The sequence below is a fragment of the Arthrobacter sp. sptzw42 genome (genome assembly GCF_059089685.1).
Window position 1 is genome coordinate 32,534 of record NZ_JBNHEX010000004.1, and the last position, 14,799, is coordinate 47,332.

Genomic DNA, 14,799 nt, shown 5'->3' on the forward strand with positions numbered 1-14,799 from the left:
CCCCCGGCTGCAGTCCGTGGAACGTCCGTTTCCGGGCCGTTCCGCTTCCAGTAACCGCGGGCAAGACAACTTTACAGAACTTCCGCCGAAGAATCGAATCGGCGCACCACGGCCAAAAAAAGCGCGGTTTTAGCGGGTCCATCCTCGAGGTATGGCGGTGGCCGGACGCGTCAGGCTTCACCCAGAATCCGCCCGGCCAGGCGGGCCTCGAACTTCACCGCCTGCTCCTCGGTGATCTGGTTCAGCTGGACGGCGCGGAGAAGGTCCTCTCTGACACCCTCCATCCGGGATGCGGCGTCCGCCACAGGGCTGAAGATAATGGAGGCTGCCACCGCCGCTGCCGCCACGGACGTTGCTGCGGTGGCCACGGCGCCGGCCGCCGCCGAGCTGGTTCGTGTGACATATTGCGCAGCCTTGCGGTGCATCGTGTTCCTTTCGTGCAGCTTTCCAACCCTTTCAACTGTGCCCGGGCCCCCTTCGTTCCCCCGGGGCGTGCGCTGGGAGGGAACTGTGAATACCGCACCCCCAGCGGGAGCATCCGTATTACGCTTGAATCCAGCCCACCAGGCCCCGTCCGCCGACGGGGCTCCCACCAGTGCAAGGAGAGTCATGGCAGGCGAGTCAACGTTCGACGTCGTAAGCAAAGTGGACAAGCAGGAAGTGGCCAACGCCCTTAACCAGGCACAAAAGGAACTGGCCCAGCGCTACGACTTCAAGGGTGTAGGCGCTGAGGTGGATTTCAGCGGCGAAAAGATCCTCATGAAGGCCAATTCTGAGGAGCGCGTCCTGGCGGTACTGGATGTGCTGCAGTCGAAGCTGATCCGGCGCGGCATCTCCCTGAAGTCGCTGGACACCGGGGAGCCCTACGCCTCCGGCAAGGAGTTCCGCCTTGAGGCTTCCATTAAGGAAGGTATTGCCCAGGACCTGGCGAAGAAGATCAACAAGCTGATCCGTGACGAAGCCCCCAAGTCCGTGAAGTCCCAGATCCAGGGCGACGAACTGCGTGTGACGTCCAAGTCCCGCGATGACCTGCAGGCCACCATGGCGCTGCTGAAGGACTTTGACGAGGCCGACCTGCAGTTCGTTAACTTCCGCAGCTAGCCGCGCCGTCGTTTCCGACGCGCAAAGTACAGCCGCTCCACCAGGAGGCCGGCGCACCCTGAATACGGGTTGCGCCGGCCTCTTTGCGCACCGGGAGGAAGGTTAGCTGAGCCTTATTGTGAGATGTTCATAATAAGTGCTTGAATGGTGTCATGACGGAGAACTTCGACGGCCACGAGGCCTGGGCCAACGCCCTGCGCGCCCATGGCCGCAGGGTGACAAAGCAGCGGCTGGCCGTCCTCGCCGCCGTCGAACGCCACCCGCACTCCCCTGCCGAAAGCATCCTTTCTGCTGCCCGCGCTGAGCTCCCTGAACTGACGGCACAGTCCGTATACGTGGTGCTGGGAGACCTGACGGACCTGCACATGCTTCGCAGGTTCGAACCCCCGCACTCACCCGCGCTCTACGAAACCCGCGTGGGCGACAACCACCACCACGCCATCTGCATCAGCTGCGGCCGCGTGGAGGACGTTGACTGCGCAGTGGGCCACGCTCCCTGCCTCACACCGCACTGGGACGAGAACGCCAAGCCGATGACCATCCAGATCGCCGATGTCATGTACCAGGGCATCTGCCAGGACTGCCAGCAGTCCCAACAACTTCCTTCCAATCGTTTGTCACAAGAAACACAGAAATAGGAGAACAATGACTGCCATTTCAACAACCCAGTCAGGTGCACCCGTAACGTCCGACGCCCACTCGAAGTCGACTGGCGCCGACGGTGCGATCATCCTGACTGACCACTACCTGGTGGAAAAGCTCGCCCAGTTCAACCGCGAGCGGGTTCCGGAGCGCGTAGTGCACGCCAAGGGCGGCGGTGCATTCGGTACGTTCAAGACCACCGAGGACGTGTCCAAGTACACGAAGGCAGCCTTCCTCCAGCCCGGCGCCGAAACCGAGATGCTGATCCGCTTCTCCTCCGTCGCCGGCGAAAACGGCTCCCCGGACACCTGGCGTGATCCCCGCGGTTTCGCCGTGAAGTTCTACACCACCGAGGGCAACTACGACCTCGTGGGCAACAACACCCCGGTGTTCTTCATCCGCGACGGCATCAAGTTCCCGGACTTCATCCACTCCCAGAAGCGCCTTCCGGGTACCCACCTGCGCGACGCCGACATGCAGTGGGACTTCTGGACCCTGTCCCCCGAATCCGCACACCAGGTCACCTGGCTCATGGGCGACCGCGGCCTGCCCGCCTCCTGGCGTGAGATGCAGGGCTACGGCTCCCACACCTACCAGTGGATCAATGCCGAGGGCGAGCGTTTCTGGGTCAAGTACCACTTCAAGTCCAACCAGGGCGTGAACTCCATGAGCAGCGAGCAGGCAGAGCAGCTGGCCGGCTCGGACGCGGACTTCTACATCCGCGACCTGTCCGAAAACATCGAAGCCGGGAACTTCCCGTCCTGGGACCTGCACGTGCAGGTCATGCCGTACGAGGACGCCAAGACCTACCGCTTCAACCCGTTCGACCTGACCAAGGTGTGGCCGCACGGCGACTACCCGCTGATCAAGGTGGGCACCATGGAGCTGAACCGGAACCCGGAGAACTACTTCGCGCAGATCGAGCAGGCCACCTTCGCGCCGTCGAACTTCGTGCCGGGCATTGCGGCTTCCCCGGACAAGATGCTGCAGGCCCGCATCTTCTCCTACGCTGACGCGCACCGCTACCGCGTGGGCACCAACCACGCCCAGATCCCGGTGAACCAGCCGAAGAACCAGGTCAACAACTACAGCCAGGACGGCGCCGGGCGTTACCACTTCAACGCCCCGTCCGTCCCGGTTTACGCCCCCAACTCGGTGGGCGGACCGGCTGCAGTTGAGCCGCAGAACCCGGCAGGCGGCTGGGAGAACGACGGCGAGCTGACCCTTGCCGCGCACTCCCTCCACACCGAGGACAGCGACTTCATCCAGGCCGGCACGCTGTACCGCGAGGTGTACGACGAAGCCAGCAAGGCCCGCTTCCTGGAGACCATCACCGGTGCCGTGGGCGGCGTCAAGAGCCCCGGCATCAAGGAGCGCGCCATCCAGTACTGGACCAACGTTGACGCCGAACTCGGCGCCAAGCTGCGCGCCAACCTCGGCGCCATTGCTGTCGCGTCGGCTCCGTCCTCCGATGCAGAGGCTGCCAACAAGATCGGCTGATCCAGCTGCCTGGTGAGCTTTTTCAAGACCACCCCGTCACGGTTTCCGTGGCGGGGTGGTCTTTTGGCTTTTTCCACAAATCCGGTGCTTTCCACATAGCCGCCCGAGCCGTGGTCACCACTCGCAGCCCTCCCTAGGATCGACGCATGACAACTTTCCAGGGCATACCTGCCGGCGCCTTCGAGTTCTACAAAGAGCTTCAGGACAACAACAACCGCGAGTGGTGGCTGGAGTACAAGGACAGGTACCAGGAGCTGGTCCGGGAACCGCTCACGCTCCTCCTCGCGGAGCTGGAGCCCCGCTTTGGCCCCGGCCGGGTTTTCCGGGCCAACAGGGACGTCCGCTTCTCCCAGGACAAGTCGCCTTACAAAACTGCACAGGGTGCTTTTGCATCCAATCAGGAAGGGATGGGCTACTACCTCCAAATCAGCGCGGACGGGCTCCTGGTCAGCGGAGGCTACCACTCCCACACGCCCGCGCAACTGGCGAGATACCGGAACTCTGTGGATGCGTCAGGAACGGGCGAAGCACTCCGGCACATTGTGGATGCCGTCAGTGCTGCCGGTTTTGTGGTGGAAGGAGAACGGCTCAAAACCGTACCGCGCGGGTATCCCCGGGACCATCCCCGGGGCGCGCTGCTGAAGCAAAAGTCGCTAGCGGCAAGCGTGAACCTCGGACAGCCTGCCTGGCTGGAGACACCGGAAGCAGTGCAGGAAATTGGAGCGTTGTGGGATGAGCTGCGGCCGTTGGTGGAATGGGTGGGCCGGTACGCCGCGCCCTAAGCTTTCACATGGTGCTGGCCAGTTCCACGTTGTAGGAACGGATCCGGACCACCCGCCCGTCCACGAAGTCATAGATGTCGCAGGACGCCACCCGGCTGACGCTGCCATCGCCTGAGACATAGCTCGCGACGCTGTCCACCACCACACTCGATGAAGCCTCTATCACCCTGAACGTGTCGAAGGTGGTCTGGACGCCCCTGAGATCCCGTGCCAGGGATGTGCAGACGTCCATAACGGCGGGCTTTCCGGTAAGGGCTTCACCGCCCACAAGCTCCCAGATGATGTCGTTGTCCAGCTGGGGCACGGCATCTTCGAACCGATGGCTCGAAAAAGCCCTGGCTACCGCTTCCATCGCCACCTGCATACCGCCCACTCCCTTAGTGCCCCCTTGGCCGACCTTCGGTCCACTCATTGAACTCCAAAGTCTCTCCGGCTGCACGTGTAATTCCGGCTTCTGCAAAACGAAAACCGCCCGCTGTCCAAAGATCAGCGGGCGGTTCTGCATTCAGGCAAGCAGTTCGGAGGGTGTCAGGCGCGGGTCAGTTCGTCCTCGTCGTTCCTGCCGGCAGCAACGGAAGCACCATTGACGGCGGTATTCGCTTCCTGGAACCGCTCGTTCAGCCGGGAGTGGCGCTGGCCGTAGGCGAAGTAGATGGCCAAACCGATGGCCAGCCAGATGGCAAAGAAGATCCAGGTCTCCACGGCCAGGTTGGTCATCAGGTAGAGGCACAGCAGGGCGGAAACAATCGGCAGGACCTTGCCGAAGGGGACGCGGAAAGCCGGCTTCAGGTCCGGGCGCTTCTTGCGCAGCACGAGGATGCCAAGGCTCACCACCACAAAGGCGGACAGCGTACCGATGTTGATCATTTCCTCCAGCAGGTCCACATTGGTCAGGCCTGCTACCAGCGCAACAGCGGCGCCGCAGATGATCTGGAGACGCACCGGCGTTGAACGCTTCTCGCTGGTCCTGGACAGTGCACGCGGCAGGAGGCCGTCACGGCTCATGGCAAGCACTACGCGGGACAGGCCCATGAGGAGCACCATGATCACGGTGGTCAGGCCTACCAGGGATCCGAACGCGATGACCTTGGCCGCGGACGTGTCACCCACTGCTTCGAATGCGGTGGTCAGGGTCGGGCTCTCTGCCTCCGCCAGCTGGGTGTAGGAAACCATGCCGGTCAGCGCCAGGGAAACCAGGATGTAGAGCAGCGTCACCAGGGCGAGGCCGCCGAAGATACCGCGCGGCAGGGTCTTCTGCGGGTTCTTGACTTCCTCAGCAGAGGTGGCCACCACGTCGAAGCCGATAAAGGCGAAGAACACCAGGGCAGCGCCGGCGAAGATGCCGAGGGTGCCGTACTGTGCCGGGGCTGCTCCGGTGAGGAAGCCGAAGAACGACTGCTTCAGGACATCGGCGGTGCCGGTGCCGCCGGTTGGCTCAGCTGCCGGGATGAACGGGCTGTAGTTTTCAAACTTCACGTAGGTGAAGCCCACCACGATGACGAAGAGGACCACACCGATCTTGATCAGGGTGAAGATGTTGCCCACACGGGCGGACAGCTTGGTGCCCAGCACCAGCAGCACCGTAAACACGGCAACGATCAGGAAAGCACCCCAGTAAAGGTCCACACCGCCGAGTGAGACTGCCGCGGGGATGTCGGCGCCCATCAGCGCGAAGACCTTGCTGAGGTAGATGCCCCAGTACTTGGCGATGACGGCGGCCGCGGTAAAGAGCTCAAGGATCAGGTTCCAGCCAATGATCCAGGCGAGGAGTTCGCCCATCGTGGCGTAAGTGAATACATACGCGGAGCCTGCCACGGGAATGGCGGTGGCAAATTCGGCGTAGCACATGATGGCAAGGGCGCAGGTAATGGCGGCGATCGCGAAGGACAGCGTGACGGCGGGGCCGGAGAAGTTGGCTGCTGCCTTGGCGCCGACCGAGAAGATACCGGCGCCGACGGCAACGGCGACGCCCATGATCATGAGGTCCCAGGTGCTGAGGGAGCGCTTGAGCTTGCGTCCGGGCTCATCGGCGTCAGCCATGGACTGCTCGATGGATTTGGTCCGGAGGAGGTTCATAAGGGGATCACTATCCTGATTTCTGATGGAAACAGACCTATCAACGATAGTGTCCATCCACTGGCCGGTCCCAATGGTTCCGGATGGTGAGACGCACTCCTGCCGAACCATGTTCTGCCAAGAGCACTTGAGACCCTCCATAGAGAGGGCCTCAAGCGCTTTTAGTCCGAATAGTCAGGCAGGCCAGTCCATCAGCCGGGACCGGATGAGGAACCGCTTGCCTTCCGGCGCTTCCACCGAAAAACCGCTGCCCCGCCCCGGCACGACATCTACTGTCAGATGCGTGTGACTCCAGTAGTTGAACTGCTCCCGGGACATCCAAAACTCCAGGAGTTGGGGCTCGGGCCCAGTGGAAACATCGAACACGCCCAGGAGGACGTCGGAGTCACCGGTCAGGAAGTCGCCCTTCGGGTAACACATGGGCGAAGAACCGTCGCAGCACCCGCCGGACTGGTGGAACATCAGCGGTCCATGCTGAAGCCAAAGCTTTCGCAGAAGCTCCGCGGCCGCCGGCACGAGGGCCACCCGGGAAAAGTCCTCCCCGGGCAACGCCGCCGCGGCTTCGATAACACTTTCCGCAGCCATGGCCTAGAAAAAACCGAGCTTGTTTTCGTTGTAGCTGACCAGCAGATTCTTGGTCTGCTGGTAGTGGTCCAGCATCATCGCGTGGTTCTCACGTCCGATGCCGGAGGACTTGTAGCCGCCGAAGGCGGCGCCGGCCGGGTAGGCGTGGTAGTTGTTGACCCAGACGCGGCCGGCCTGGATTTCGCGGCCGGCGCGGTAGGCAACATTGCCGTTGCGGGACCAGACGCCGGCACCCAGCCCGTAGAGGGTGTCGTTGGCCAGTCCCATGGCGTCGTTGTAATCGCTGAATTTGGTCACGGCCACCACCGGGCCAAAAATCTCCTCCTGGAAAATCCGCATCTTGTTATGGCCTTCGAACACCGTGGGCTGGACGTAGTAGCCGCCTGCCAGGTCGCCTGGCAGTTCTGCCCGGCCGCCGCCGGTCAGCACCTTGGCGCCCTCCTGCTTGCCGATGTCGATGTAGGAGAGGATCTTTTCGAGCTGGTCGTTTGAGGCCTGGGCGCCCACCTGGGTGTCGGTGTCCAGCGGGTTGCCCTGGACCATCTTCTCGACCCGGGCAATCGCGTCGGCCATAAAGGATTCATAGATGTCCTCCTGCACCAGCGCGCGGGACGGGCAGGTGCACACCTCGCCCTGGTTGAAGGCGAACAGCGCGAAGCCCTCCTGGGCCTTGTCGTAAAACGCGTCGTTGTCCTGGGCGACGTCGTTGAAGAAAATGTTCGGGCTCTTGCCACCCAGTTCCAGGGTGACAGGAATCAGGTTCTGGCTGGCGTACTGGCTGATGAGGCGGCCTGTGGTGGTTTCCCCGGTGAATGCGATCTTGCGGATCCGGGGGCTGGATGCCAGCGGCTTGCCGGCCTCCACACCGAAGCCGTTGACCACGTTGACCACACCCGCGGGAAGAAGGTCGCCGATGAGCTCCATCAGGACCAGAATGGACGACGGCGTCTGCTCAGCGGGCTTGAGCACCACGGCGTTGCCGGCGGCGAGCGCCGGAGCCAGCTTCCACACTGCCATCAGGATTGGGAAGTTCCAGGGGATGATCTGCCCTACGACCCCGAGCGGTTCGTGGAAGTGGTAGGCAGTGGTGTCGTCATCAAGCTGGGACAGCCTGCCCTCCTGGGCGCGTACGGCCGAGGCAAAGTAGCGGAAGTGGTCGGCCGCGAGCGGAAGATCGGCGTTGAGGGTCTCGCGGATGGGCTTGCCGTTGTCCCAGGACTCAGCAACGGCGAGCATCTCAAGGTTGCCGTCGATCCTGTCCGCGATCTTGTTCAGGATCGCCGCGCGCTCGGCCACAGAGGTTTTGCCCCACGAGGGTGCTGCCTTATGCGCTGCATCCAGTGCCAGCTCGATGTCCTCGGCCGTGCCGCGGGCCACCTCACAGAAGGCCTTGCCCGTTACCGGTGTGATGTTTTCAAAGTACTGGCCCTTCACCGGGGCCACCCATTCCCCGCCGATCCAGTTCTCGTAGCGGTCCTTGAACGTGACCTTCGAGCCCTCGGTACCGGGCTGTGCGTAAACAGTCATTGCTAGCTCCTTTGCTGTGCAAACCAGGCTTTCGCCGTTGGAGCCAGCGTAGGAGCGGGAAGGTTGCAGCAAGGTTGCATCCAGTGCCATTTAGGCGTGGAGCTCTGCTTCCAGCCGTTCCAGGTCCGCGACGACGGCGGCGCGCTTGGGTGAGCGGGCCGGAAGGAGGCGGAGCGCGGCGCGGCGGATGCCGACGTCGTTCCTTGCCTCCGGGAGCGCTGCGTACCGGAGCAGCGACTCGGCGCTGCCGTCCGTCAGTACTGCTTCCCGCAGCAGCGAGGAAACCTTGTTCCGCAGCTCGATGATGCCGGGCGCCTCAGAGCGGGGCAGAACGGCGCCGCGGTAAATTTCCAGGGCGATGCGGTGGGCGCCGCGCTGCAGGCAGCTCAGCACCTGGGCGCTGTCCGGGACGAGGTCCAGGGGAAGCCGGTAAGGCCGGGAACCCGGAACAGCGTCCGGATCGAGTTGCTGAAGGACCTTCCGCAGGCGCACCATTTCAGCCCTGAGAGTGATGGTGGAGCCGTCCCCGGGATAGAGCAGGAGGTTGAGCTCCCCGGCGCTGAGACCATCGGAGTGGGTGCTCAGCAGTGTGAGGATCTCGCTGTGCCGGGCGGAAAGTGCAACGGTCCTGCCACGCAGACTGAGCAGCGCGTGGTCGCGGCCCAGCAGCTGCAGGCTGTTCCGGTAGAGGCTGCTTATCTTGGCACCGGCCCCCGGTGCGTGGGAGGCGGCATGCTCCGGACGCCGTCGCGCGGGCATGGCGGCACGCTCCGAGGCGCGCTGAAGACGTTCAATGCGCAGCTGTGCCTGCGCGGCAGCCACGGTTGCCTCCACGAGGGACAGCGTGTGGGGTGCCACCGCAGTGGAAGTGCCGGTAATGTCCACGACTCCGAGCAGTGCGCCGGAATCCGGGTCGTGGAAGGGGACGGCCGTGCAGCTCCAGGCATGGACGGCCCGCTGGTAGTGCTCCGGTCCTGAGATCTGGATGCCGCGGCCCAGGGCGAGGGCGGTTCCGGGTGCGCTGGTGCCAACGGTGGCCTCGGACCAGTCGGCGCCGGGAACGAACATCATGCCCTCGGCCCTTCTCTGCAGGGCAGGATCACCATCAACCCAGAGCAACCGGCCCACCTCATCCCCTACCGCCACCAGCAGTCCGCTGTCGTGGCTGGGCTGGACCAGGAGCTTGTTGATGACCGGCATGATGGCGGCCAACGGGTGCTGCCGGCGGTAGTCCTCCAGCTCGTCCCGGTCGATGGCCAGCGGTGCAGCAGGGTTGTCCGGGTTTGCGTTGAAGCCGGCGGAGCGCTGCCAGGATTCGCGGATGAGGGGGCGGAGTCCGCTGGCGGCATCGGACATGCCGCCGCCGTCGAGGTTTTCATGGGCCGCAAGGGCACAGCGCTGCACCGGCTCCGCCTGAATCAGGTTCCTCATCGAACTCCTGTGCTGCCTGCAGGCACGGCGCCACAATGCCGGCCAAGGGTGGTGGCCATTCTAGCGCGGCCCTCCTCCCCCTACCCAACAGTAAGTTTGGGTCAGATGCCAGGGCCAGGAGGGTGATGAGGACCCGGCTTCTCCCTAACTCCGGGGGTCATGCGCGGGAGATGCGGATCATCTCCTCGCGCGGCACCACCTTGATGCGTTCACGCACCACATGGTCGGAGCCCTGCGGGCCGGTCCAGGCTGCACCGAGGCCGGCTTCGTGGGCGTCGAGCTTGTTCCAGCCTTCCCAGGTGGTGTATTCCATTCCGCGCTCTTCCAGCAGATCGATGATTGCCCGCGGGTCGGGGTTCCGGGCGGGAGGCAGGGTGAGCCGGTCCTCGAGCAGGAACCCGATGGTTTCCAGCGCATCACCCTTGGTGTGGCCGATCAGGCCCACCGGCCCGCGCTTGATCCAGCCGGTGGCGTAGATCCCCGGCACGGGTTTGCCCTCCGCGTCCAGCACCCGGCCTCCCTCGTTGGGGATAACGCCGCGCTCGGCGTCGTACTCCAGCTCGTCCAGGGCGGAGCCGTGGTAGCCGATGGCGCGGTAAACCGCCTGCACGGGGTAGTCGATGAACTCGCCCGTTCCCTTGGCGTTGCCCGTGCCGTCCAGCTGCATGCGCTCGAACTTGATCCCGCCCACCTTGCCCGAGCCGCCGTCGTCGTAAATCTCAACGGGGTTATGCAGGAAGTGCAGGTGCAGGCGGCGCGAGGAGGGGTGCTCGGACTCAGCGTGTTCCTCCACCAGCCAGTTGGTGAGGGTGTTCACCATGGTCTTGATCTGGTTGTTGCTGCGGATTGCTTCGTCGGATGCTTCATCGAACTCGAAGTCTTCGGGGTAGAGCACGATGTCCACGTCATGCATGTGGCTGAGCTCGCGAAGTTCCAGTGGCGTGAACTTCACCTGCGCCGGGCCGCGGCGGCCAAAGACGTGCACGTCCGTGACAGGTGACGCCTTCAGGCCCTGGTAGACGTTGTCCGGGATTTCGGTGGTCAGCAGTTCCTCGGGGTGCTTCACCAGCATCCGGGCCACGTCCAGGGCCACGTTGCCATTACCGATGACGGCGATCTCCTTGGCTTCCAGCGGCCACTCCCGCGGGACGTCCGGGTGGCCGTCGTACCAGGAAACGAAATCGGCCCCGCCGAACGATCCCGCCAGATCGATGCCCGGGATGTTCAGGTCCGCGTCTTTGATGGCGCCGGTGGAGAAGATGACGGCGTCGTAGAAGGCGCGGAAATCGTGCAGCGTGAGGTCCCGGCCGTAGGTTACGTTGCCCAGGAACCGGATGTCGCCGCGGTCCAGGACCTTGTGGAGCGCGTTGACGATCCCCTTGATCCGGGGGTGGTCCGGGGCGACGCCGTAGCGGATCAGCCCGTAGGGGGCAGGGTAGGCCTCGAAAAGGTCGATGCTGACCTCGAAGTCACCGTCCGCCACTCCCCTTGACTTGGTAAGGATGTCCGCAGCGTAGACGCCGGCCGGTCCCGCGCCCACAATTGCTACGCGGAGGGGACGTGCGGGGGTGGTTTCGCCGTGGTTGGACACCTGGGACCCTTCTGACCGATGACGTTGCGCAGCAGGAGCAGCGCACAATCACTTATTCTAATTGGCCGCTTCCGCGGCCCGCTGCTGCCTGCAGCGCAGGGGCCCTAGCCGCTTTGGGCCAACGGAACCACGTTGCCTTCACGGTAAAGCAGGGCACGGAGTTCCGTTTCGGCAGAGTCAGGCCGCTTGGGGTCGATGGTCTCGCCCTCGTGGTAATGGTCCAGGACGCGCGGGTCCACATAGCTCTTGCGGGCAATCGAGGGAGTGTTGCCCAGCACCTCGGATGCTTCAATCATGGCGCGGCTGATGGCCCTCTTGCGTTTCGCCGCCGTTCGTTGCGCCCCGGTCCGGGCCAGGCTGGCGGCAGCGGCCACGGTGCCGCGGAGGGTGCGGAAATCCTTGGCGGTGAAGTCCGATCCGGTGCGCTCCTTGACGTAGGCATTGATGTCAGCGCTGGTGACAGGACGCCAGTGGCGGCCTTCCTTGTATGCCATGAGGCGGGCATTGGGACCGCGGCGCTTGAGCAGGCGCAGGAGGGCCGCAAGGTCAGCGTCACGGATCTCCGATTCCCAGTCCTTGCCGCTCTTGCCCGGGAACCTCAGGAGGATCCGGTCCTTCCGCACCTGGACGTGAGCACAGAGCAGGGTGGCGAGCCCATGGCTGCCGTTTTCGTTGGTATACCGTTCGGATCCGACCCGCAGCGAACCGCTGTCCAGCATCCTGAACGCCCCGGCCAGGACGCGTTCGCGGGAAAAACCTTCGCCGCGGAGGTCCATGGTGACCCGCCGGCGGGCGGCAGGGAGCGACTCAGCCAACTGCAGGGCACGGTTGAACTTGACCCGGTCCTTACGTTCCCGCCATTCAGGATGGTAGATGTACTGCCGCCGGCCCACGGCGTCCACCCCTGTGGCCTGGATGTGGCCGTTTTCAAACGGGGCGATCCACACGTCCGTCCACGCCGGCGGGATGCCGATGCTCTCCAGTCGGTCCCGCACAGGGCCAGCCGGCAGGGTTGAACCGTTGAGGTCCCGGTAGCTGAAGCCCTTGCCTGCCGGGACACGGCGGTATCCGCGGCCCGATGCGTTGCTTCGCCGGAGCCTCATCAGGCGGCCTCCGGCCCTTCGGCAAATATCATAAAGCAAGCCTACTGACTATTTGCCGGAATACCTGCCCTGGGACTGATGTTATGGATGTCGTGCCTTCTCCCGATGGATCTTCCACTTCCCATGTCCCTGCCCAAGCCGCTCCAGCAGCGCCGCCCTCCGAAACGGCGCCGGCAGGCACCAGGGGGGCGCTGCCCAAGGCAGTGGACAAGGAGACGACGGCGGGAATCCTCTTTGGCATCGGAGCTTACGGGCTGTGGGGGCTGCTCCCCCTCTACTTCTTCGTCCTGATGCCGGCGGGCGCCGTCGAAATTGTGGCGAACCGCGTAGTGTGGTCGCTGCTGTTCTGCGCGCTCCTCATTACCGTTACCCGTTCCTGGTCCAACCTTGCCCGCGCCCTCCGGGACCGCACAGTGTTTGGTTCCCTGGCACTGGCCGCCTTCCTGATCGCCGTCAACTGGTTGACCTACACCTACGGAGTGACCACCGGCCAGGCGGTGGAGGCATCGCTTGGCTACTTCATCAACCCGCTTGTCTCGGTCCTGCTGGGCGTCTTCGTGCTCAAGGAAAAGCTTCGCCCGCTTCAGTGGACGGCGGTGGGCATCGGATTCATTGCAGTGGGCGTCCTGACGTACTCCTACGGCAAGCTGCCGTGGATCGCCCTGACCCTGGCATTCAGCTTCGGCCTTTACGGCTTCGTCAAGAAGCGCGTCGGCCCCAAGGTGGACGCCGCCACCAGCCTCAGCGTGGAGACCATGGTGCTGGCCCCGTTCGCGGCGGTCACTATGATCTACCTTGCAGCGTCCGGAACAGCCACCCTGACCACTCAGGGCCCGGGCCATTTCTGGCTCCTGCTGGCCTCAGGTGTGATTACCGCCGTTCCGCTGCTGTTCTTCGGAGCTTCGGCCCGGCGGTTGCCCATGACCACCATCGGGCTGCTCCAGTACTTCGCACCCCTGCTCCAGTTCATCCTCGCCCTCGTGGTTTTCCGCGAAGCGATGACTTTGGACCGCTGGATCGGGTTCGGTGTGGTCTGGGTGGCGCTGCTGGTCCTCACCGTGGATATGCTGCGGACCGCCGGTAAAGCGTCGGCAGCACGGCGGCGCAGCAAAGCTTCGCTGAAATCCTCCTGACCCCCCTGTTGCCCGGAACCTCCGTTGGAGTAGGTTGCTCGAATGGAGGACTCATATCAGGTCATCGTGGTCGGGGCCGGGTTCGCCGGCCTGACAGCAGCGAAGGAACTCGGCCGCAAAGGCGTGCAGGTACTGCTCGTCGACTCAAACAGCTACCACCAGTTCCAGCCCCTGCTGTACCAGGTGGCAACGTCACAGATCGGCGTCTCAGCAATCGCCCGGCCTATCCGGTCAGTCTTCCGGCGGCTTCGAAACGTGCGGGTCCTGACTGCAGAGGTGACGGGGGTCGATGCCGGGAACCACACCGTCACCACAGCCGACGGCAATACGTTCCGGGCCCAAATCCTGGTTCTCGCCGTCGGCGCCGTCCCGAACTTCTTCGATACCCCCGGTGCCGAGGAGCATGCTTTCCCTCTGTATTCGGTATCGGACGCCAGCAGGCTCGGTACCAGCGTGACCCACCTGCTGGACCAGGCGGACCGGGAGCCGGGCACCGCGGTGGACATGGTGGTGGTGGGCGGCGGCCCCACCGGCGTGGAGACGGCCGGGGCGTTGGCCGAAAACATCAATTTCGTTGTGACCAAATACTTCTCCCCCGATCTCGCGTCCCGGTGCCGCGTACACCTGGTGGACATGGTCCCGACAGTGCTCAACATGTTTTCCAGCAAGTCCCAGGAATACACCCGAAAACGCCTGACAAAAATCGGGGTTCAGCTCCACATGGGAGTGGGCGTCACTGAGGTCCGGGCGGACGGCGTGACGCTGGCTGACGGGACGGAGATCCCCGGGGACGTCGTGGTTTGGGCCGGCGGGCTGAAGGGCGGGAACCTGATCTCCGGCTCGGGCCTGCCGCAGGGGAAGGGCGGACGGGTGGACGTCCGCCCGGATCTGACTGCCGCGGATGCCGAAGGCGTGTACGTGATCGGTGACGCCGCCAACATCACTGATTCCACCGGCGCGAAGCTCCCGCAGCTCGGGTCCGTGGCGCAGCAGGCCGGTAAATGGGCTGCCCGCAACATCCACGCGGACCTCAACGGCGGTACCCGGCAGCCTTTCCGCTACGTCGACAAGGGGTACATGGCCATGATCGGGCGGGGCGCCGCCGTCGCTGAACTGGGCCGCAAGCGAGTCCAGCTTCAAGGCTCACTGGCTTTCCTGTCCTGGCTCCTGGTCCACCTTGCCCTCCTGTCCGGATTCCAGCAGAAGGTCCGCGCCTTGTTTTCCTGGCTCAACGGTTACGTCCTGCACAGCCCGGCCCAGGTGGTTATCGGAGAACCGAAATGAAACTTCAGTGTTAAAGCCCTGGGACCCCGGAACTGATGTTCCGG

General features: G+C 64.0%; 14 protein-coding genes. 6 read left to right on the forward strand and 8 right to left on the reverse strand.

Going from position 1 to position 14,799, the window contains the following annotated elements:
- Positions 1-170: 170 nt before the first annotated feature.
- On the reverse strand, positions 171-425 hold the full coding sequence (locus tag AC5RT4_RS06130; protein ID WP_494041727.1) for a hypothetical protein: 255 nt from the start codon (positions 423-425) through the stop codon (positions 171-173).
- A 184-nt stretch (positions 426-609) separates the two neighbouring features.
- Between AC5RT4_RS06130 and AC5RT4_RS06135 the strand changes: the two genes are divergently transcribed.
- From AC5RT4_RS06135 to AC5RT4_RS06150, 4 genes are all read left to right on the forward strand, one after another.
- Positions 610-1,101 carry a YajQ family cyclic di-GMP-binding protein gene (locus tag AC5RT4_RS06135; RefSeq protein ID WP_050054209.1) on the forward strand — a complete coding sequence of 164 codons (492 nt, stop codon included), beginning with the start codon at positions 610-612 and terminating at the stop codon, positions 1,099-1,101.
- Between the two features lie 152 nt (positions 1,102-1,253).
- Complete coding sequence (locus AC5RT4_RS06140; RefSeq protein WP_494041726.1) at positions 1,254-1,739, forward strand: Fur family transcriptional regulator; 486 nt, start codon at positions 1,254-1,256, stop codon at positions 1,737-1,739.
- Between the two features lie 7 nt (positions 1,740-1,746).
- Entirely contained in the window at positions 1,747-3,243 is a 1,497-nt protein-coding gene (locus AC5RT4_RS06145; protein WP_494041725.1) for a catalase, read from the forward strand.
- 146 nt (positions 3,244-3,389) lie between these two features.
- Entirely contained in the window at positions 3,390-4,025 is a 636-nt protein-coding gene (locus AC5RT4_RS06150; RefSeq protein WP_494105173.1) for a DUF2461 domain-containing protein, read from the forward strand.
- Positions 4,026-4,029: 4 nt separating this feature from the next.
- Here the strand turns inward: AC5RT4_RS06150 and AC5RT4_RS06155 are convergent, their stop codons facing one another.
- From AC5RT4_RS06155 to AC5RT4_RS06185, 7 genes are all read right to left on the reverse strand, one after another.
- Complete coding sequence (locus tag AC5RT4_RS06155) at positions 4,030-4,437, reverse strand: nuclear transport factor 2 family protein (protein ID WP_494105174.1); 408 nt, start codon at positions 4,435-4,437, stop codon at positions 4,030-4,032.
- Positions 4,438-4,553: 116 nt separating this feature from the next.
- Positions 4,554-6,101 carry an amino acid permease gene (locus AC5RT4_RS06160; protein WP_494105175.1) on the reverse strand — a complete coding sequence of 516 codons (1,548 nt, stop codon included), beginning with the start codon at positions 6,099-6,101 and terminating at the stop codon, positions 4,554-4,556.
- 174 nt (positions 6,102-6,275) lie between these two features.
- Complete coding sequence (locus AC5RT4_RS06165; protein ID WP_494041722.1) at positions 6,276-6,686, reverse strand: DUF779 domain-containing protein; 411 nt, start codon at positions 6,684-6,686, stop codon at positions 6,276-6,278.
- A 3-nt stretch (positions 6,687-6,689) separates the two neighbouring features.
- A complete protein-coding gene (gene exaC, locus AC5RT4_RS06170; protein WP_494041721.1) occupies positions 6,690-8,213 on the reverse strand; it encodes an acetaldehyde dehydrogenase ExaC in 1,524 nt (507 codons plus the stop codon).
- A 90-nt stretch (positions 8,214-8,303) separates the two neighbouring features.
- Positions 8,304-9,644 carry a GAF domain-containing protein gene (locus AC5RT4_RS06175; protein ID WP_494105176.1) on the reverse strand — a complete coding sequence of 447 codons (1,341 nt, stop codon included), beginning with the start codon at positions 9,642-9,644 and terminating at the stop codon, positions 8,304-8,306.
- A 157-nt stretch (positions 9,645-9,801) separates the two neighbouring features.
- Entirely contained in the window at positions 9,802-11,235 is a 1,434-nt protein-coding gene (locus AC5RT4_RS06180) for an FAD-dependent oxidoreductase (protein ID WP_494105177.1), read from the reverse strand.
- A gap of 104 nt (positions 11,236-11,339) precedes the next feature.
- On the reverse strand, positions 11,340-12,338 hold the full coding sequence (locus AC5RT4_RS06185) for a DNA topoisomerase IB (RefSeq protein WP_494041718.1): 999 nt from the start codon (positions 12,336-12,338) through the stop codon (positions 11,340-11,342).
- 83 nt (positions 12,339-12,421) lie between these two features.
- Between AC5RT4_RS06185 and rarD the strand changes: the two genes are divergently transcribed.
- Both rarD and AC5RT4_RS06195 read left to right on the forward strand, forming a co-directional pair.
- Entirely contained in the window at positions 12,422-13,471 is a 1,050-nt protein-coding gene (rarD, locus tag AC5RT4_RS06190; protein ID WP_494041717.1) for an EamA family transporter RarD, read from the forward strand.
- A 42-nt stretch (positions 13,472-13,513) separates the two neighbouring features.
- Positions 13,514-14,755, forward strand: a complete 1,242-nt coding sequence (locus AC5RT4_RS06195) for an NAD(P)/FAD-dependent oxidoreductase (protein ID WP_494105178.1) — start codon at positions 13,514-13,516, stop codon at positions 14,753-14,755.
- Positions 14,756-14,799 lie beyond the last annotated feature (44 nt).